The organism is uncultured Microbacterium sp. (genome assembly GCF_964244775.1).
Taxonomy (GTDB): domain Bacteria; phylum Actinomycetota; class Actinomycetes; order Actinomycetales; family Microbacteriaceae; genus Microbacterium.
Genome location: NZ_CAXTJR010000001.1, coordinates 662632 through 682526 on the forward strand (window position 1 = coordinate 662632; position 19895 = coordinate 682526).

Sequence of the window (19895 nt, forward strand, 5' to 3'; positions counted from 1 at the left end):
TCAGAGCGCTGCAACCTGCTTCAGAGCGCTGCAACCTGCTTCAGAGCGCTGCAACCTGCTTCGCAATGGCGGACTTGCGGTTCGCGGCCTGGTTGGCGTGGATGACGCCCTTGCTCGCGGCCTTGTCGAGCTTCTTGTTCGCCTTCACCAGAGCCTTCTCGGCGGCAGCCTTGTCGCCGGCCGCGACGGCCTCGCGGGTGCGACGCACCTCGGTGCGCAGCTCGCTCTTGACGGCCTTGTTACGTTCGGTCGCCTTGATGTTGGTCTTGTTGCGCTTGATCTGCGACTTGATGTTCGCCACGTGTCGACGTCTTTCGTTTGGAGTGATCGATGGGATGCCGGCGGCAGAAGAGGGCTGTCGCTCAGCGGTCGTGCGGGGGCAACCCACACGCAAGCCAATCACCGAGTCTACCAGCTATCCGTCGGCTCCTGAGACTCCGGCGGCAATGGTGGCGATCGCGAGGTCCAGGAGCGCGTTGAACACGCGCGGTCGCATCGCGGTGACTAGGTGGGTGGTGCGCGGGACGATAATGAGCTCGGCGTCCGGGGCGAGGCGGGTGAAGAGGCGCTCGTTCACGCGCAGCTGGTCGTACTGCCCATTGATGAACCACAGCGGCACGTCGATGCGCTGGAGCGCGGCGAGCAGGTCGAGCACCGAAAGGCTCCGCAGCGCCACGTCCTGCGTATCGAACGCGTAGCCGCCCGCGCCGAAGTCCTCGCGGGTCTCGGGCGGCAGCGTCCGGTCGAGCATGCGGTCGGCCAGCCACATGCCGCGTCCAGGGAGCGCATCGACGCTGCGGGCCAGCAGTCGGTAGGTCGCGAGGCTCGCTCCGCGGGGGATCGCGGTGCACGACGCGGCGATGAAGCCCGCGATCGGCGGCGGATCCTCCTGCCCTGTGTACGCGATCGAGACCAGCCCGCCCATGGAATGCCCGACGAGCAGCACAGGTCCGCGCTCCGCCGCGGCGCGCACCGCGCCGTCGATCGTGGCGAACGCACCGGCGAGGGTGAACTCCTCGGCCATCCGCGTGCCGTGACCGGGAAGATCGACTGCGGTCGCGGGGTTCCCGCGCTCCGTCAGGTGCTGCACCTGCGCGCGCCACATCGTGGCGGACGTGCGGATGCCGTGCACGAGCACGACTTGGACCGTCACCCTCTCAGACTAGAACGGGATGCTGCGGGGACGCGCCATGCGGCATCCCGTCCTTGTCCGATCGGTTCAGAACAGCACGCGCACCGAGGCTTCCCGGCTCGTGGAGCCGAGCACCTTCTCGGGGTCGGCCGGTACGAACACCGCCGTGTAGCGGTGCGTGCCGCGCGCGAGCGTGGACGGCAGGTGCAGCAGGGCGATGCCCTGCGTGAGCGTCGCCGTCCCCACGACGGCGCCTCCTTCACGGAACTCCACGGTGCCGGATGCTCCGGCCGTGCCTGAGACCACCGCCAGGAGGGTCGCGGGCAGCACCCGGTTGATCTGCACCGGGGGCAGCGCGAGGAGAGACGTCCGCGTGATCGTGCGCTCGTCCGTTCCCGCCGTGATCCCCACCAGAACCGGATCGTGATCCGAGGAGCGGTAGGGGTCGGGCGCGTAGAACAGCGTCCCGTGCACGTTGTAGCGGTCGTATTCCAGCGCGACCGATTCTCCGGAGTTGATGTTCCAGATGTCGCCGCCCGTTGCCCGGTCGCGGGCTGCCGCGTTCATCAGGATGTGATCGAGCGATCCCGAGAGTCCGGAGAACGAGTACGACGAGGTCTGGATACCCAGCGACTGTTCGGCGTCGACGTACCCGGCGTCGAAGAGGACCTGCAGCGGGTCTTCCCGGCCGTACGAGTTGAAGTCGCCGGCGAGGTAGACGGATTTCACGTCACCCTGGATGCTGGCGATCCAGTCCCGGAGCGCGGCCGCCTGGCGCACCCGCGACTCGTTCGAGGCACCCTGCCCGTCGCCGGTGTCGGCATCGCCCGGCCACGGACCGGCAGAACCCTTCGACTTGAAATGGTTCACCGAGAACAGGAATCGCTCGCCCCCCGCCGCGGGGCGGAACACCTGGGCGATCGGCTCGCGGGCATTGCCGAAAGCCTGATCATCGGCGGACTGCGTGCCGAGCGCTCGGGATGCGCCGACGGGAGTGACCGCGGCGGGCTGGTAGATGATCGCGTTGTGGATGACGTCCTGCTCGGTGGCAGCCGGGAGTTCGGTCGAGGACGGCACATACGCCCAGCGCGCCGAGCCTGCGGCGGCGTTCAGGGCCGCCACGAGCGTCGCGGTCGCCTCGTCGGTAGCCTCACCGAGCGCCGCCGAGTTCTCGATCTCCATGAGTCCGACGACATCGGCATCCAGGGTGTTGATCGCACTCACGATCTTCGCCTGCTGGCGGGCGAGGTCATCGGAATCCCACGCCCCGCGCTGGCTGCAGCCCTCGCGCACCGAGTTTCCGTTGCCGGTGCGGTCGGGATACGACACGCACGTCGGGGTCGCCGTCCCGAGCGTCGTGAAGTAGTTCAGCACGTTGAACGATGCGACCTGCACCGCACCGCCGACCGCGTCCGGGGCGGCCGTGCGGGGATTGGAGAACTGCACCTCGTCGACCCCGCTGCCGTCGCCGATGATCGGCTGGGTGGGGTTGAGCTTCCACACGTTGTTGCGCCGATCCACGATCAGCGGATCGGCGAACGTCGCCGTCGCGCCCACGACGATCGGCTCGGCGAGCGAGACGTACGGCGGGGTGAGCGAGCTGTTGGCTGCGGAGAGGAAGTTGGTCGACGCGCCGTCGTCGAGCACGACGGCGCGAGCGGCGTTGTCGGCGGTGATCGCCGCGGCCTCCGCGGTACCCGGGCGCGCAGCATCCGTGGGCTGGCGCAGTGGCTGGTCGCCCGAGGCGAGACCCACCTCGCCGTACTGGTTGGTGGAGTAGGTGTTGCTCACCGTGTACGTGCCCTGCGGAGCGATCAGCATCGACTCGAGGCTCTCGCGCTGAGCGTCCGTCGACGGCCAGGTCACGGTAGCCGGAAGGGGAGCCGCCGCGTCGGCGAGCACCTTCGCGGCCCCGGCGCCGACGGTGATCTCGGTGAGCCCGTTGAACTCGCTCACCGACCCGGTCACCTCGACCGTCTGACCCAGCGCCACTTCACCCACGGCCGCAGGTGCGTAGACGAAGATCGCATCCGACGCCGTGTGCGCGGAGAGGTCGAGCGCACCCCCCGTCCCCGCGGTCTGGATGACGTAGCCGTTGAATCCGCCGGTCGGGTAGTACGCGGTGACGACACCGGTCGTCGTCACGACCGTGCCGGCATAGGGAGAGGCGACGCCCGTGCCCTGGATCTCCGCGATCGCGACGGACTCCTGCGGCTCGGGGTCGGGATCCGGGTCGGGAACGCCGGCACCGGAGCCGGTGGGCGTCGGCGCGCCCACCGTGAAGTCGGCGGCGTTGTCTGCGGTGTTGGCGGCAGCGGCGCTCCGCGAGACCGAGGTCGCGTTTGTCGTCGCCGGTGCGGCGGAAGTGCCCGCGAAGTCGGTTGCGGCACCCCAGCCGACATAGTCGATCGTCTGGTCCAGAGCCGCGATGCCCGTGCTGCCCGTCAATGGCGTCTGAGTGCGGACCAGCGCGACCTTTCCGCCGCTGCCGCTCAGGGGGATCGTGCCCTCGACGTCGGCGGTGAAGGCCGGGAGCGCCGTGCCTGCTCCCGGCGCCTCGCCGATGAGGAGCGACTTTCCGGCGGCGAGGGTCACGCCGGAGAGCGGTGTCACCTGCCAGCTGCTTCCCGTGGCGGAGGCGTATTGCACGCTCCACGCTCCGAGGTCTTCACCGACCGTGCCGACGTTGCGCAGCTCGATGAAGTCGCGGTTGAAGACTCCGCCCGAGTTGCCTCCGCCGCCGTAGACCTCGGTGATGACGACGGTAGCCGTCGGCGATACAGCGGCCTGTGCGGCCGACGGCGCGGTGGCCCCGAATGCGGCGAGAGCCGCGATCACGAGCATGGCGACGGCAGGGCGTCCCACCCTCGGGTGATCGACGCTGCGGGGGGTTGGTGGGTTCACGACGGAGGCTCTTCCTGTTTCGTACGGGCGTTGTCGGTGATGTGCATGCGTCTTCGGCCCCAGTCGGCTCCCCGCTTTCAACCCTGCACAGTCGCGCGCCCCCCGGCAAGACCGCTCGGCGAACGACGCGTGAACGTTCGCGAACGTTCACCGCCACGGCCCTGCCCGTAGAATCGACAGGACATGTCACCCCGCGCCCTGAAGCCCCTCGAGCCCGCCGCCACGCCGCCCGACCTGCTTCGAAACTTCTGCATCATCGCCCACATCGACCACGGCAAGTCGACGCTGGCCGACCGCATGCTGCAGATCACGGGGGTCGTGTCGGATCGCGACATGCGCGCCCAATACCTCGACCGGATGGACATCGAGCGCGAGCGCGGCATCACGATCAAGAGCCAGGCGGTGCGGATGCCCTGGTCTGCCGACGGGCAGACCTACGCGCTGAACATGATCGACACGCCGGGTCACGTCGACTTCACCTACGAGGTCAGCAGATCGCTCGCCGCGTGCGAAGGCGCCCTCCTGCTGGTCGACGCCGCACAGGGCATCGAGGCCCAGACGCTCGCGAACCTCTATCTCGCGCTCGAGAACGATCTGCAGATCATCCCCGTCCTCAACAAGATCGACCTGCCGGCGGCCGACCCCGACAAGTACGCCCGCGAACTCGCAAGCCTCATCGGGGGCAAGCCCGAAGACGTCCTCCGCGTCAGCGGCAAGACCGGGATGGGTGTCGAGGAGCTGCTCGACCAGGTCGTCGCGCAGATCCCCGCCCCGAAGGGCGATCCGGATGCTCCCTCCCGGGCGATGATCTTCGACTCGGTGTACGACTCGTACCGAGGTGTCATCACGTACGTGCGCATGATCGACGGTTCGCTGAACCCGCGCGAGCGCATCCAGATGATGTCGACCCGCGCCATCCACGAGCTCCTCGAGATCGGGGTGTCCTCGCCCGAGCCGAGCCCCACGAAGGGGCTGGGCGTCGGCGAGGTCGGCTACCTGATCACCGGCGTGAAGGATGTGCGCCAGTCGAAGGTCGGCGACACGGTCACGACCGCCACCAAACCCTCCACAGTGCCGCTCCCCGGCTATACCGACCCGAAGCCCATGGTGTTCTCGGGGCTGTATCCGATCGACGGCAGCGACTACCCACTCCTTCGCGAAGCGCTCGACAAGCTGAAGCTGTCGGACGCCTCGCTCAACTACGAGCCCGAGACCTCGGTCGCGCTCGGCTTCGGGTTCCGCTGCGGGTTCCTCGGCCTCCTGCACCTCGAGATCATCACCGAGCGGCTCGAGCGCGAATTCGGACTCGATCTGATCTCCACCGCGCCCTCCGTGACGTACGAGGTGACCACCGACGACCGGAAGACCTACACGGTCACCAACCCGAGCGAGTTCCCGTCGGGCACCAAGATCGCCAGCGTCACCGAGCCGATGGTGAAGGCCGCCATCCTCGCGCCCAAGGACTACGTCGGCACGATCATGGAGCTCTGCCAGTCGCGCCGCGGAAATCTCCTCGGCATGGAGTACCTCGGCGAGGACCGTGTCGAGATCCGTTACAGCATGCCGCTGGGCGAGATCGTCTTCGACTTCTTCGATCACCTCAAATCCAAGACCGCGGGCTACGCCTCGCTCGACTACGAACCCAGCGGAGACCAGGAGGCCGACCTGGTGAAGGTCGACATCCTGCTGCAGGGCGAGCCGGTCGATGCGTTCAGCGCGATCGTGCATCGCGACAAGGCGTATGCGTACGGAGTGCTCATGACCGAGCGCCTGAAGAAGCTCATTCCGCGCCAGCAGTTCGAGGTGCCGATCCAGGCCGCGATCGGCGCGCGCATCATCGCGCGCGAGTCGATCCGCGCGATGCGCAAGGACGTACTGGCCAAGTGCTACGGCGGAGACATCACCCGCAAGCGCAAGCTCCTCGAGAAGCAGAAAGAGGGCAAAAAGCGTATGAAGATGGTGGGACGCGTCGAGGTTCCGCAGGAGGCATTCATCGCGGCGCTCTCCGGCGATACCGAGAAGAAGGACGCCAAGTAGCGGTCCACAGGATTGGCTCGTCTTAGGCGAGACAGCACGAGCGGCGGCGGGGTCACTGATCGCGCAGGCCGACGCCCTGATCAATCGCTACCCGGCGGCGTTCGATTCACTCGCCGGGGCTCGGATCACGCCGCGCCACGCGTCGGTTCTGGTGGAAGCGCTGGACGGCGTCGAACACGAGTTCCACATGCAGCTCCTGCCGCCGGCCGTGGAACTGGCTGAGACTCACGCCGTCGGAACCTTCCGCCGCAAGCTGAACGCCCTGGTCGACACAGTGCGGGCGACGACGCTGACGGAGCGGCATGAACGCGCGCTCGCTGACCGTCATGTGGCAATCGAGAAGCGGGATCATGGGATGTCGTTCCTCGGGGTTTTCCTGCCGACCGTCGAGGCGCGCGCCGCATTCGCCCGTGCCACCGCAATGGCCAAAGCGATGATGAAGGCTGCGGGCGAGGATCGCACGCTCGACCAGCTCCGGGCCGACATCATCGGTGACCTGCTCATCGATGGACACACTGACGTATTTCCCGCCGAAACCAGGGGGATCAGGGCCACCGTCGTGGTCACGGTGCCCGCACTCGCGTTGCTGAGCGGTGAGGTGGCACAAGATCCGGCCATCGCGACGGTCGAAGGTATCGGGCCGGTACCTTTCGATCGCGCACGAGAACTCTGCGGCGGAGCGAAGGACTGGATGCGCGTGCTCACGCACCCGGAGACCGGAATGGTCCTGTCCGTCGGCCGCGACCGCTATGAGCCGCCCAGGGGGTGCCGTCCTGTGGACGTCGCCGACCGGGCGACGATATCGGGTCGAACCCGAGCGCACGGTTCCCGTCTTCCGGATCCGTGACGGCGATCCGCCGCCCTTCTGACCCGATCAGCCTTGCGTGGCGCTGATCGCGCCGGGCAGACAGCCGCGATGCTCGACTCTCAGCTTGTCGGGATGCCGTCTGGATAGGCTCGTCTTATGCGCCGGGGTACTTTCCGAGATGGGACTGTCGACTACGCCGCCGTCGGGGCGACGCAGGCGGCCGACCTGATGCAGTACCCGCCGGAGCGCAGCATCCCTGCGGAGGAATCGTGGCGGATCGGCAGCGGCGAGACGCGTTTCTCGACCGCCGGCGATGCGCTGCTCTCCTGGAGCGCGCAGCGCTCGGGCGGACTGCACCTGACCGACGTGCGCCCAGCGTCAGGACCGATGTACTCCGGCGTCAGCTTCGACGACCAGGGCAACCCGGTCGCGCCGAGCCGCCTCGAAGCCGACCAGCGGTTCGATTCGGACGGCACTCCGTATGTCAGCGGGGGGACGACGGTGCGCCTGCACGGCCGCGTCGACGGCATGCGCGCCGACGCCGAGTTGCGCGTCATCTTCGCAGTCGAGGAAGCGCGCCGGATCGGCTTCGCGCTCGGGACGGTGGGCGACTCGGTCGTCAGCGGCGAGGAGTCGTTCATGCTCGACTGGCTCGCCAACGACGAGGTGTGGTTCACGGTGCGGGCCTTCGATGCGCCGGACGCGACCCTCTACCGGATGTTCCCCGCGCTGACCAGGCGGCGGCGGAAAGCCCTGTTCACGCGCTACCTCCGGGCGATCTCGCCGCTGTACACGACGTCCGGCTGATGGGCTCCGCGCTCCCGCTGGGCGAACCTGCGCCAGCGGATGGGATGCTTCCGCACGACGTGCGCACGGATCCTTTCGCCGACTTCGGCGTGTATCTCCACGTCCCGTTCTGCCGGGTGCGGTGCGGCTACTGCGACTTCAACACCTACACCGCCACAGAGCTCCGCGGCGCGAAGCAGGAGGAGTACGCCGACACGCTGCTCCGCGAAGTGTCACTTGCGCGCGGCGTCCTGACCTCCGCAGGGCCTGTGCGGCCGGCATCCACCGTCTTCTTCGGGGGCGGGACGCCCACACTGCTGCCGGCCGGCGACCTGGTCCGCATGCTGGACGGTGCGCGAGACGCGTTCGGCTTCGCCGATGGCGCCGAGATCACCGTCGAGGCGAATCCCGACACGGTGACGGATGCTGTCGCCGCCGAACTGGCGGCAGCCGGCGTCACTCGGCTGTCGATCGGCATGCAGTCCGCCGTCCCGCACGTGCTGGCCGCCCTGGACCGCACGCACGAGCCTGCCAATGTGGCCACGGCGGTCGGGGCGGCGCGGGCGGCAGGGCTGGATGTCAGCCTCGACCTCATCTACGGCGCGCCCGGTGAGTCGCTCGACGACTGGCGGCGGTCGCTCGACACCGTGGTCGGCCTGGAGCCCGACCACGTCTCGGCGTACGCCCTCATCATCGAGGACGGCACGAAGCTCGCCCGCCAGATCCGCCGCGGCGAGGTGCCCGCGCCCGACGACGACCTCCAGGCCGATATGTACGAGCTGGCCGACCAGAGACTGTCCACCGCCGCATACGACTGGTACGAGGTGTCGAACTGGTCGCGGGGGAGCGCCCATCGTTCGCGCCACAACCTGGCCTACTGGCGAGGAACGGACTGGTGGGGTTTCGGCCCCGGCGCCCACAGCCACATCGGCGGGGTGCGCTTCTGGAACGTCAAGCACCCCGCCGCGTACGCCCAGCGCCTGGCCGCGGGGGAGTCGCCCGCAGCGGGCCGGGAACGCCCGGATGCTGCGTCCCGCGAGCTCGAGGAAGTGCTTCTGCGCACCCGCATCCGCGAGGGGATGCCGGTGGCGGAGCTGCGCACCGAAAGTCGTCACGCGGTGGCCGCACTGATCGCCGACGGCCTCATCGACGGTGGCGCGGCGGTGCACGGACGCATCGTGCTGACCCTGCGCGGTCGACTCCTCGCCGATGCGGTCGTCCGGGCACTGACATCCTGACCGGCCTTCGGGCGCCGTCCATCGCGATCGGATAGAATTGGCACTCCGGGAGTGGGAGTGCCAAGCGCGGGAGGAGGCGGGACATGGTCACCGAACGCGGTCTCCAGGTGCTGCGCGCCATCGTGCAGGACTACGTCGACACGCACGAGCCCGTCGGCAGCCGCACGATCGTCGAGCGCCACGCGTTCGGCGTATCGGCCGCGACGATCCGCAACGACATGGCGCTGCTCGAGGACGAAGAGCTGATCACCGCGCCGCACACGTCGTCGGGCCGCGTCCCCACCGACAAGGGCTACCGCGTCTTCGTCGACCACCTCGCCGAGCTGCGCCCCCTGACGCCCGCTCAGCGCGCGGCGATCTCGTCGTTTCTCGAAGGGCCGACCGACCTCGACGACGTCCTCATGCGCACGGTGCGCGCGCTCACGCAGGTGACCGGACAGGTCGCGATCGTCCAGTATCCGTCGTTCGAGCAGGCGAGCGTGTCGCACGTCGAACTCGTGGCCCTCGGCGGCGGGCGGCTGCTGGTGGTTGTTGTCACCGACACCGGCCGCGTGTCGCAGCGCCTCGCGCTCGTCCACGACGAAATCGACGATGACGCCGTCATCCGGCTGCGTGCGCTGTTCGGCGATCTCGTCGTGCGCCGGTCGGTGCGCGAGGGAGCCCAGCGGGTGGGCGCGCTCCTCGCCGAGGACGAGGCGACGTCGGGGGATGCCCCGGCCCGCGCGATCGCCCGGGTGCTCGCCGAAGAGCTCGACGAGTTCCGCCAGGATCGCCTACTGCTGGCCGGCGCGGCGAACCTCGCCCGGCGGGAGTCCGACTTCCGCGGCAGCATCTACCCGCTCTTGGAGGCGATCGAGGAGCAGGTGACCCTGCTCAGGCTGATGGGCGAGATGGTGGCCGACGAGCACGGACTCGCCGCAAGTATCGGCCGTGAAAACGAGCAGTTCGGTCTGTCCGAGGCATCCGTGGTCACCAGTGACTACGACGCCACCGGTGGAAGCGCCCGCGTCGGCGTGCTGGGGCCCACCCGGATGGACTACCCCTCCAATCTCGCGTCGGTCCGTGCCGTCGCGCGCTATCTGAGCCGGATGCTCGACGACGACGAGAACGCCCGCTGAGGCATCCGTGACCGAACGATCCCCGCGCTGTCGCGCGGGCAGGAAGGCGATCCGTGGCTGACCACTACGAGGTGCTGGGAGTGTCGCGCGAGGCGACACTCGATGAGATCAAGAAGGCGTACCGCCGTCTCGCGCGAGAGCTCCACCCCGACGTCAACCCCGGAGAGGACGCGTCGGAGCGCTTCAAGCTCGTGACGCACGCGTACGACGTGCTGAGCGACCCCGAGCAGCGGCGCCGGTACGACATGGGCGGCAGCGACTCTGCGTTCGGCGGTGCGCAGGGGGGATTCGGCGGATTCGGCGACATCTTCGAGACGTTCTTCGGGGCGACCGGCGGCCAACGCGGCGGACGCCCGCGGTCGCGGCGCGAGCGCGGGCAGGACGCCCTCGTCCGAGTGACGCTCGACCTGGGGGACGTCGTGTTCGGCGCGCATCGCGACCTCGACGTCGACACAGCGGTGCTGTGCGAGACGTGCCAGGGCTCGTGCTGCCAGCCCGGGACTTCCGAAGTCACGTGTGACATCTGCCACGGCAGCGGTCACGTGCAGCGCACCGTGCGGAGCCTGCTCGGCAACGTCGTCACCAGCCAGCCCTGCGGATCGTGCCAGGGCCACGGCACCACGATCCCGTACCCGTGCGCCACGTGCCAGGGCCAGGGCCGGGTGCGCGCGCGCCGCACGGTGTCCATCGACATCCCCGCCGGCGTCGAGACAGGCCTTCGCCTGCAGCTGCCCGGCTCGGGAGAGGTCGGCCCCGCCGGCGGCCCGAACGGCGACCTGTACATCGAGGTCACGGTCACCCCGCACGAGGTGTTCAGCCGCGACGGAGACGACCTCGTCGCCACCCTCGAGGTGTCGATGCCCGATGCGATCCTGGGCACGACGGCCACGATCGAATCGCTGGACGGCGCCGTCGAGCTCGAGGTGCGCGCCGGAGTGCAGGCCGGAGACGTGCTGACCATCAAGGGGCGGGGGGTCACGCCCCTGCGCGGCACCCAGCGCGGCGATCTCCGGGTCGGTGTGCACGTCGTGACCCCCACCAAGCTCGATGCCAAGGAGCGGGCGCTCATCGAAGAATTCGCGAAGAAGACCAAGGCCCCGGCGCCGCATCTGGCCGAATTCCACCAGGGCCTCTTCTCCAAACTGCGCGACCGCTTCCGGAACGCGTGAGGGATGCCTCTGCACTTCCTCCTCGGTGAGGTCGACGGCTCCGCCGACCCGACGGAGGCCCGACCTGGCGACACCGTCGTCCTCGCGGGCGCCGAGGCCCACCACGCCGCGACGGTGCGCCGGCTCCGCTTCGGCGAAGAGGTCACGGTGGGCGATGGACGCGGCGCATGGCTCGAGGGCACCTGCGAGTCGGTCTCCCCGCGAGAGGTCGTCGTCCGGGTGACGGCGCGGACGGATGTCGCCGCTCCGGCTCCCCGTATCGTGCTCGTGCAGGCCCTCGCCAAGGGCGACCGCGACGAGCTGGCGATCCAGGCGGCCACCGAACTCGGCGTCGATGAGATCGTGCCGTGGCAGGCGAACCGGAGTGTGTCGCGGTGGGACGCGGCCAAGGCCGCCAAGGGCCGCACGCGGTGGCGGACGATCGTCCGCGAGGCCGTGAAGCAGGCCCACCGCGCTTGGGTTCCCGACGTCGCCCCCGTGCACACCACCGCCGAGCTGGCGCGCCGGGTCGCCGCATCCCGTGCCCTCGTCCTCGAGCCGACGGCGTCGATCCGGCTCACCGCGGTCCGCCCGGGCGACGCGGCCGAGCTCGTGCTGATCGTCGGTCCGGAGGGCGGCATCGCTCCGGACGAGCTCGCGACGCTCGCCGCAGCCGGCGCGGAGGCGGTGCGGCTGGGGGATACGGTCCTGCGCACCTCGACGGCGGGGCCTGCGGCCGTCGCCGTGCTCAACGCGGCCCTCGGCCGCTGGTGAGCGCCCCCGGTAGACTGGGTGCATGAGCGAACCGTCGATCTTCACCCGCATCCTCGAGGGCGAGATCCCGTCGGAGATCATCGCAGAGACCGAGAATGTCTTCGCGATCCGCGACATCGCGCCGCGTGCTCCGCTGCATCTACTCGTGATCCCGAAGTCCGCGCAGTATCGCGACGTGGTCGAGCTCGCGGCCGGCGATCCTGAGCTGCTCGCCGAGATCGTCGGGCTGGCCAATACGCTCGCGGCCGAGCATGCTGACGGCGACTTCCGTCTCGTCTTCAACACCGGACCGGGTGCGGGGCAGACGGTCTTCCACGTCCACGCACATGTCCTCGCCGGATCACTGACGGAAGCGGGGCTCGGTGCCTGATCCCGATCATGCGGAATCGCCCTCGTCGGCCCTGGACCGGATCTACGTGGACGGGGTGGCGATGGTCCGGCTCCTGGGCCCGCAGGACCGGCTCCTGCGCGTGGTCGAGCGCGAGCATCCCGACGTCGACGTTCATGTCCGCGGGAATGAGATCACTCTCTCCGGCGAGCAGGCGGCCGTCGCGAAGGCGCGGCTGCTCGTGGACGAGCTGATCTCGATGACCCGTGCCGGGCATGACCTCGGGCCGTCCGATGTGACGACCTCCGACCGCATCCTGCGCGCAGACAACGGCCCGCGACCGTCCGAAGTGCTGGGTGAGGCGATCCTCACGTCGCGCGGCAAGGTCATCCGCCCGAAGACCCTCGGGCAGAAGGCGTATGTCGACGCGATCGGGGAGAACACGATCGTGTTCGGCATCGGGCCGGCAGGCACCGGAAAGACCTACCTCGCGATGGCGAAGGCGGTGCAGGCGCTGCAGCGCAAAGAGGTGAGTCGCATCATCCTGACGCGCCCCGCCGTGGAGGCGGGGGAGCGGCTCGGTTTCCTGCCCGGCACGCTCACCGACAAGATCGACCCCTACCTCCGCCCGCTCTACGACGCCCTGAACGAGATGATCGACCCCGAGCTGGTTCCCAAGCTCATGGCGTCGGGCACGATCGAGGTCGCGCCGCTCGCGTATATGCGCGGCCGGACGCTCAATGACTCGTTCGTCGTGCTCGACGAGGCGCAGAACACCACGCCCGAGCAGATGAAGATGTTCCTCACGCGGCTCGGTTTCGGTACGCAGATGGTGATCACCGGCGACATCACCCAGGTCGACCTGCCACAGGGCACCTCGGGCCTTCGCCTGGTCACCCGGGTGCTCGCCGACATCGACGACATCCACTTCGCGTACCTGACGAGCGACGACGTCGTGCGGCACACCCTCGTCGGCCGGATCGTCGACGCGTACTCCGTGTACGACGAGCAGCGCCTGGCCCTCCGGCGCGAGCGGGACGAGGCATCCGACTTCGCGAGCCGCGCAGACCGGCGCGGCACATCGCGCACCGGCGGACCGCGCGACCATCTCCCGAAGCGAGGACACTCATGACGATCGACATCAACAACGAGTCCGCCATCGCCATCGACGAGACCGTGCTGCTGCGCCTGATGGAGTACAACCTCGGTGAGCTGCACGTCAGCCCCGACGCGGACGTCGCCATCGTGCTGGTCGACGAGGGCGCCATGGAGGCGCTGCACCTGCAGTGGATGGACGAGCCCGGACCCACCGACGTGCTCAGCTTCCCGATGGACGAGCTGCGCCCCGGCACCGAAGAGACCCCGACGCCCGCGGGCCTCCTCGGCGACATCGTCCTGTGCCCGCAGGTCGCCGAGACCCAGGCGGTCGCGGCGAAGCACTCCACGATGGACGAACTCGTGATGCTCACGACCCACGGCCTGCTGCACCTCCTCGGCTTCGATCACGCCGAGCCCGAGGAGGAGCGCGAGATGTTCGGACTGCAGAAAGACCTGATCGTCGGGTTCCAGCACTCCGAACGTCGCCGACCTCGCGCATGACCGCGTACCTGCTGCTCGTGGCCGCAGTGCTGCTGGTCGCGTTCGGCGGACTCATGGCGGCAGTGGATGCTGCGCTCAGCGTCACCTCGCGCGCAGACCTGGTGGAACTGGGCGCCACCGGACGCAACGCACGCTCGCTGAGCAAGATCGCCGACGACCCCGAAGCGCACGAGAACTCGGTCGTCTTCATCCGCATCCTCGCCGAGACCGCGGCGGCGGTGCTCGTGACCGTCGCGTTCACGATCATCTTCTCGAACATCTGGTGGGCGATGCTCGCCGCCGCAGTGCTGATGACCGGCATCTCGTTCGTGGTCGTAGGCGCGAGCCCGCGCACGGTCGGCAGGCAGCACGCGAAGGGCCTGCTGCGTGGCGCCGCCCCAGTGGTCCGCGGCGTGCGCATCCTGCTCGGCCCGATCGCTCACGGGCTCGTCGCGCTCGGCCGGCGCGTCACACCGGGCGTCGCACGCGGAACGTCTTTCGCCTCCGAGGAGCAGCTGCTGAGCATGGTCGACGAGGCGGCGTCGCACGACCTCATCGAGGAAGACGACCGCGAGCTGATCCATTCGGTGTTCGACTTCACCGACACGTTCGTCCGCGCCGTGATGGTGCCGCGCACCGACATGGTCACGGTGGCGGCTACCGCATCCACCCGCGCGGCCATGGAGATCTTCCTCGAGAAGGGCGTATCGCGCATCCCGATCGTCGACGACGACGCGGACGACGTCGTGGGGATGCTGTACCTCAAAGACCTCGTGCAGTTCGGGTTCCGCGACGAGACCGGGTGGCGGGACGCCCCGATCACCCGCATCGCGCGGCCCGCGATCTTCGTGCCGGAGTCGATGAAGGCCGAGACCCTGCTGCAGCAGATGAAGCGCGACGCCGTGCACGTGTGCCTCGTGGTCGACGAGTACGGCGGAATCTCGGGCCTGGTGACCCTGGAGGACCTCATCGAGGAGCTCGTCGGCGAGATCGCCGACGAATACGACCCGCGCGCCGACGAGGTCGTCGAACTCGCCCCCGGTCGCTACCGGGTGAGCGCGCGGCTCGCCCTCGACGAGGTCGGCGACCTGTTCGGCATCGAGCTGGACGACGAGGACGTCGACTCGATCGGGGGCCTCCTCGGCAAGGCGCTCGGGCGCTTCCCTCTTCCGGGCTCGACCGCCGAGTACGGTGGTCTCACGATGACCGGCGGCGCGTCGCGCGGACGGGGGCGCGGCATCGCGACCGTCTTCGTGGAACGGGCCGAGTCGCTCGAGGCCGCCGAGGACGCGTTCGAACCGAAGAAGGGTGATCGCCGTGGCTGATGCCGAGCACGATGACGTCGCAGGGCGGTCAGGGTCAGGGCGGTCAGGTTTCGTCACGTTCGTCGGGCGCCCCAACGTCGGCAAGTCGACCCTCACGAACGCTCTGGTGGGCGAGAAGGTCGCGATCACGAGCGACAAGCCCCAGACGACGCGACGGGCGATCCGCGGCATCGTCAACCGTCCGGGCGGCCAGCTCGTGATCGTCGACACCCCGGGCATCCACAAGCCGCGCACGCTTCTCGGCGAGCGCCTCAACAACCTCGTCGAGCAGGTGCTCGGCGACGTCGACGTCATCGGATTCTGCGTGCCCGCCACCGAGAAGGTCGGGCCAGGCGATCGGCGCATCGCGGAATCGCTCAGCGGATACCCGCGTGCGAAGAAGGTCGCGATCGTCACCAAGACGGATGCCGCGGCCCGCGACCAGGTCACGCAAAGGCTGCTGGAGGTCGATGCGCTCCGCGACGACTGGGCGGCCGTCATCCCCCTGTCGGCCCTGACCGAGGATCAGCTGGACGTGCTCACCGACGAGGTGCTCTCGCTCATGCCGCTCGGCCCCGCGCTGTACGACGCGGGTGTCGTCACCGACGAGTCGATCGAGGATCGCGTCGCCGAGATCATCCGCGAGGCGGCGCTGGAGGGCGTGCGCGACGAGCTGCCGCACTCGATCGCCGTCACGATCGAAGACATGGCGCCGCGACCGGACTCGGATCTCACCGACATCTACGCGAACATCGTGGTCGAGCGCGACAGCCAGAAGGCCATCATCATCGGCCACAAGGGCTCACGCCTGGCGGACGTGGGTCGGCGCGCCCGCGCCGGGATCGAGCCGCTCGTCGGCTCGCGCGTGTTCTTGTCACTGCACGTGCGGGTGGCGAAGGAATGGCAGCGCGACCCGAAGCAGCTGGGGCGCCTCGGGTTCTGACGGTCAGCGCGGTGCCGCGCCGGCAAGGGCCGCACGCCAGCCCAGCCACGACAGCTCAGGGTGGGCGAGGTCGTTGTGCGCGCCGGACGCGCCCTCGAGCGTGCTGATCACCTGGCTGGCATCGATGTTGTAGACGGTGCCCGGTGCGAACGCGATGTCGGCTGACTGCGAACCGGGCACGAGGTCGGGCAGTGCCACGGCACCCGCCCCCTGGACGCCGAAAGTTCCGATTCCGCCGTACTTCGGCAGGTCGCCTCCGAGCAGGTACTGCCCGGCGATGCCGACCGCCAGCGGATAGAACCGGCCGACGGCGTAGTCCCACTTCGAGGTGGTCGCCACGATCGTGCCCGAGACGAACTCGTGCCGCAGGACGTCGGCGAGGTAGCCGCGCCCTCCGCCGACGCCATCGGGCACGTGCTCGGAGAAGGCCCACAGCGAGACGGCGCCCTGCACGAGGAACAGCGAGGTCACCGGACGCGGGGGTGCAGTCGGCGCGTCACCCGGCCCGCGCACGGCGCTCGAGACGACGATCGTCCCGAAGCTGTGACCCATCAGGTGGATGCGCACGGCGGGCGACGTCGCCGCGATCATCGCACGGAGAAGCTGTGCACCGCCCCGCTCGCCGAACTCGCGGGCCTGGTTCTTGCCGTGCCAGAACGCGAGTTGACGAAGCGGGATGAGCACAGCATCCCGGAGCTTCCGGAAGAACCCGCCTGCGCCCAGCAGTCCGTCATCGCCGTCGCGGTCGGCCTTGACCGCTTCGAAGGCGTCATCCGCCGTCCAGCCGCTGCCGAGCAGCGAGTCGTCCGATCCGCCTGCGCCCACGTGCGCGGCGAGCGTCCGGTACGCATCGACGACCTCTGAGGGCAACGCGTCGCCCTTGTCGATCACCTCTTGCGGATCGGTGTCGGCGGCGTGCTGCAGCACCGCGGTGAGAGCGGCGCGCACGTCTGCACCGTCGCCCAGCACGGCGGCGTACTCGTCGACGGCCTCGGCGACCGGCATCCCGTTCGCCACGGGTGCGGGGTCATCTCCGAGCAGCCCGCTCGGGGTGCTCTCGAGCTCGCGGTCGCTCCATGCCTTGCTCGGCCAGTGCACGCCGATCACGAAGGGACGGATGCCGTCGCCCACCGCGTCCGGATTCGCTGCGCCGACCCACTTGTCGTACTGCCGGATGGCGTCGTCGTAATCGCCCTGCCACCCGTGGCTGAGGATGAAGACGTCGGTGATGTCGGCGGCGGTGTCTGTCAGCGCCGTGATGGCGGCGTCGCTCGCTATCGTGCCGTCGGCGTCCTTCACCTCGTCGCCGTGCGTGTCGTACGAGATCAGGTGATAGGACTGATCGGTCCCGGGAATACGGCGCAGCGACATTGTTCCTCCAGCGGATGAGTCGGGATCAGGCGGGTGCGGGTGCGTGCGTCGCGGTCAGCGCAGGAGTCACGACGGTGTCGGTGTCGCAGTGGACGCCGTAGAGCAGCCCCAGCGGGTTGTTGAAGTCCTTCAAGAACCGTCGACGCAGGTCGAGTACCACCTGCCCGAGCGGCTTCCCGGCGAAGAACTCGTCGAAGAACGCCTTTCCCCATTCGCTCGCGAACAGGCCGGGGGTCTTGCACTCGGTGCCGATCACCCCGCGGGCTCCCTTCGCCAGGAAGTAGGGCACGAAGCCGTCGTAGAAGTCCGGTGTGAGGGTTCCCGACTCGCACGCGTTGATGAAGACGAGGGGATGACTCGGCAACGCGTCCTCCAGCGGCGCGAAGACCTGCAGCTGCCCCAGCGTGACGCTCTGCGATCCGGTGAAGATCAGAGTCGAGGCATCCGAATCCGCTGCCGCCTCCGCGTGGCAGTACAGGTAGAGCACCTTATCGGTCGCGCTCGTCGCGAGCGCCGTCTTGACCAGGTCGTCGACGGCCGTCCCCTCGGTGAGGGCGACGCCACGAGCCTCCCAGTAGACGCGCTGCGCCGCGACCGGCTTGGAGGGCATGGTGTCGTCGATGCTGTCGTTGTAGAGCACTCGCACCGACATGTCGGGTGTGGACTCGATCGACGTCGCAGGAGGAACCGCGCGGATCTCGGCCATCGGGATCTGCTCGACGACGTGCCGCATCCCGATGAAGTCGTCCCACGACAGCGTGGCGGGGTCGAAGCGATCGGTGAGGTACATCAGCGGCCATGGCACCGGGAAGCCGCTCGAGACGACCTGGAGGGTCGTCACGTCGCCCGCGAGGCTTTCGCGCAGCCACACGCCGACCTTCTTCAGATCATCGGATGCCTCGGGCCCGGCGAAGATCGATTGGAACAGCCGGAAGCCGGCGAAGGCGAGTGCCTGGAGGAAGGTCGCGCCGTCGTCGGGCGAGATCGTCATCTCCAGAGCGATCTGCCTCTTCTTCACGGTGTCCAGGAGCACGTCACGGACGGCGGCGATGCGCGCTCCGAGTTCGTCGGGCGTGATCCGGATCGGGATCGGATCGGGCGAGACCTGCTGTGCGATGAGCTGATACCCGCCCACGGCGGGCATGAACTGCAGGGCAGCCCTCCGCTCCTCGAGCACGCTCGCAGCCCCGACCGGTCGGCCGAAATTGGTCACGGCGGGGGCATCGGTCGATCCGACGTCGAAGGTGACCTCCAGTCGCTGCAGGAAGTTGCCGCTGACGGTCACGAGCACGCTGAGGGTCGAGCTGCCCCCGTGCAGTGGGGTGATGTCGAAGAGCGCGCGGTTGATCGACGCGCCGGCGCGCGTGACGCGCAGCTGCTGCGGGAACGGCGGCACGGTAAAGTCGTCGCTCACCAGCTGCACGCTGACATCGAGCGTCGACTGCCCTGCGGCGAAGGTGATGGTCGCAGGCTCGGCGGCGGCGGCCTTCGTGCTCTGGGCGCCGAAGAAGACGGCGAGCGTGCGGGTGGTCGCGGGCGCCAGCGCGGTATCGGGCTGGTCGAGCTCAGCATTGAGCCAGGTCGACACGGCCGCCTCGGCGAGTTCGACGTCGTCGGCTCCGACCGGGGGTGGCGGAGCAATGTCTACCCGCGGGACAGCGGTCGTGAGCCCGGACGGCAACCGGCGCTCGACCGAAGGCGGCGCCGGGGCGGGCGCGGGAGCTGGCGCGGCGGGAGCAGGAGGCGGTGGTGAAGGTGGTGGTGGTGGAGACGCCTCGGGAACCCACGCGTCGCCGACCGAGTCAGCCGCGTCATCTCCGCCGAGCAGTCCATCGCTGGGCAGCTCCGCATCCGCCTGCGGCTCGAGCGCGCGCTGCACGGCCTGCACGGCAGCATCCGTATCGCTGTCTTCGCCCGCGCCGAATCCCAAGTGCCCGGCGTCGACGTCGGCCTGATACCGCCTCTCGAGCGCGGCGTTGCTCCGGAGGGCCCGTGCCACGATCAGCGCACGCTCCGTCAGATCGGTCGCAGTCGCCCACTGCGGGTCGGCGGTGGCCGCGTCGAAGAGGTCGACGGCCGACGGCGGCAGGATCTCGGCGACGTACGCACGCCCGCGTGGATCGGCGAACAGCCGGGCCAGTACGACGACTTCGACAGCACGCGCCTGCGTCGATCCCATGCGGTGCTCCGCTCACGAGTGGCCGGGCGCCCGATCGCGCCCGCTGTCCACACAGTAGTGAGCGCGCTGCGGCGGGGCCAGATACATGGCAGAGGTTTCGGACGCGCGATTTTCGGATGCTCACCCGCACGGGTGTATCGTGGTCGCATGCGTGTTGGCTCGCTTCTTCTTAGCCGCCGCGACGAGACCTCGATCTAGGGCCATTCTCGTCGCGGCGATCGGCGTTGGCCCGCCCACTCAGACGAGG

General features: G+C 69.1%; 17 protein-coding genes. 12 read left to right on the forward strand and 5 right to left on the reverse strand.

Annotated features, from left to right (window positions below; all coding sequences use genetic code 11):
• Positions 1-40: 40 nt before the first annotated feature.
• The 3 genes from rpsT to ACFE6Z_RS03195 all read right to left on the reverse strand — a co-directional run bounded on the left by rpsT (position 41) and on the right by ACFE6Z_RS03195 (position 3976).
• Positions 41-301 carry a 30S ribosomal protein S20 gene (rpsT, locus tag ACFE6Z_RS03185; protein ID WP_375384227.1) on the reverse strand — a complete coding sequence of 87 codons (261 nt, stop codon included), beginning with the start codon at positions 299-301 and terminating at the stop codon, positions 41-43.
• Between the two features lie 114 nt (positions 302-415).
• Positions 416-1153, reverse strand: a complete 738-nt coding sequence (locus ACFE6Z_RS03190; protein ID WP_375384228.1) for an alpha/beta fold hydrolase — start codon at positions 1151-1153, stop codon at positions 416-418.
• Between the two features lie 66 nt (positions 1154-1219).
• Complete coding sequence (locus tag ACFE6Z_RS03195; RefSeq protein ID WP_375384644.1) at positions 1220-3976, reverse strand: ExeM/NucH family extracellular endonuclease; 2757 nt, start codon at positions 3974-3976, stop codon at positions 1220-1222.
• 243 nt (positions 3977-4219) lie between these two features.
• Here ACFE6Z_RS03195 and lepA point away from each other — a divergent pair, with 243 nt between their 5' ends.
• From lepA to era, 12 genes are all read left to right on the forward strand, one after another.
• The gene (lepA, locus tag ACFE6Z_RS03200; protein ID WP_375384229.1) at positions 4220-6073 is read left to right on the forward strand and encodes a translation elongation factor 4; all 1854 of its coding nucleotides are present in this window, start codon (positions 4220-4222) and stop codon (positions 6071-6073) included.
• Positions 6074-6152: 79 nt separating this feature from the next.
• A complete protein-coding gene (locus ACFE6Z_RS03205; RefSeq protein ID WP_375384645.1) occupies positions 6153-6920 on the forward strand; it encodes a DUF222 domain-containing protein in 768 nt (255 codons plus the stop codon).
• Positions 6921-7037: 117 nt separating this feature from the next.
• Entirely contained in the window at positions 7038-7688 is a 651-nt protein-coding gene (locus ACFE6Z_RS03210; RefSeq protein WP_375384230.1) for a DUF1990 family protein, read from the forward strand.
• A complete protein-coding gene (gene hemW / locus ACFE6Z_RS03215; RefSeq protein ID WP_375384231.1) occupies positions 7688-8905 on the forward strand; it encodes a radical SAM family heme chaperone HemW in 1218 nt (405 codons plus the stop codon). Before ACFE6Z_RS03210 ends, hemW begins: the two co-directional genes overlap by 1 nt.
• Before the next feature lie 83 nt (positions 8906-8988).
• On the forward strand, positions 8989-10023 hold the full coding sequence (gene hrcA, locus ACFE6Z_RS03220; RefSeq protein ID WP_375384232.1) for a heat-inducible transcriptional repressor HrcA: 1035 nt from the start codon (positions 8989-8991) through the stop codon (positions 10021-10023).
• Positions 10024-10076: 53 nt separating this feature from the next.
• On the forward strand, positions 10077-11192 hold the full coding sequence (gene dnaJ, locus ACFE6Z_RS03225; protein WP_375384233.1) for a molecular chaperone DnaJ: 1116 nt from the start codon (positions 10077-10079) through the stop codon (positions 11190-11192).
• Positions 11193-11195: 3 nt separating this feature from the next.
• Entirely contained in the window at positions 11196-11945 is a 750-nt protein-coding gene (locus tag ACFE6Z_RS03230; protein WP_375384234.1) for a 16S rRNA (uracil(1498)-N(3))-methyltransferase, read from the forward strand.
• 22 nt (positions 11946-11967) lie between these two features.
• A complete protein-coding gene (locus ACFE6Z_RS03235) occupies positions 11968-12315 on the forward strand; it encodes an HIT domain-containing protein (protein WP_375384235.1) in 348 nt (115 codons plus the stop codon).
• 61 nt (positions 12316-12376) lie between these two features.
• Positions 12377-13405: a PhoH family protein gene (locus ACFE6Z_RS03240; protein ID WP_375384646.1), complete on the forward strand. Its 1029-nt coding sequence runs from the start codon at positions 12377-12379 to the stop codon at positions 13403-13405.
• A complete protein-coding gene (gene ybeY / locus ACFE6Z_RS03245; protein WP_375384236.1) occupies positions 13402-13872 on the forward strand; it encodes an rRNA maturation RNase YbeY in 471 nt (156 codons plus the stop codon). Before ACFE6Z_RS03240 ends, ybeY begins: the two co-directional genes overlap by 4 nt.
• On the forward strand, positions 13869-15176 hold the full coding sequence (locus tag ACFE6Z_RS03250) for a hemolysin family protein (RefSeq protein WP_375384237.1): 1308 nt from the start codon (positions 13869-13871) through the stop codon (positions 15174-15176). Before ybeY ends, ACFE6Z_RS03250 begins: the two co-directional genes overlap by 4 nt.
• Entirely contained in the window at positions 15169-16098 is a 930-nt protein-coding gene (gene era / locus ACFE6Z_RS03255) for a GTPase Era (protein ID WP_375384238.1), read from the forward strand. Before ACFE6Z_RS03250 ends, era begins: the two co-directional genes overlap by 8 nt.
• A 3-nt stretch (positions 16099-16101) precedes the next feature.
• Here era and ACFE6Z_RS03260 read toward each other — a convergent pair whose 3' ends face one another.
• Positions 16102-17469 (reverse strand): hypothetical protein, encoded by a 1368-nt coding sequence (locus tag ACFE6Z_RS03260; protein ID WP_375384239.1) that lies wholly within the window; start codon positions 17467-17469, stop codon positions 16102-16104.
• Between the two features lie 25 nt (positions 17470-17494).
• A complete protein-coding gene (locus tag ACFE6Z_RS03265) occupies positions 17495-19648 on the reverse strand; it encodes a CHAT domain-containing protein (protein WP_375384240.1) in 2154 nt (717 codons plus the stop codon).
• Positions 19649-19895: the final 247 nt, after the last annotated feature.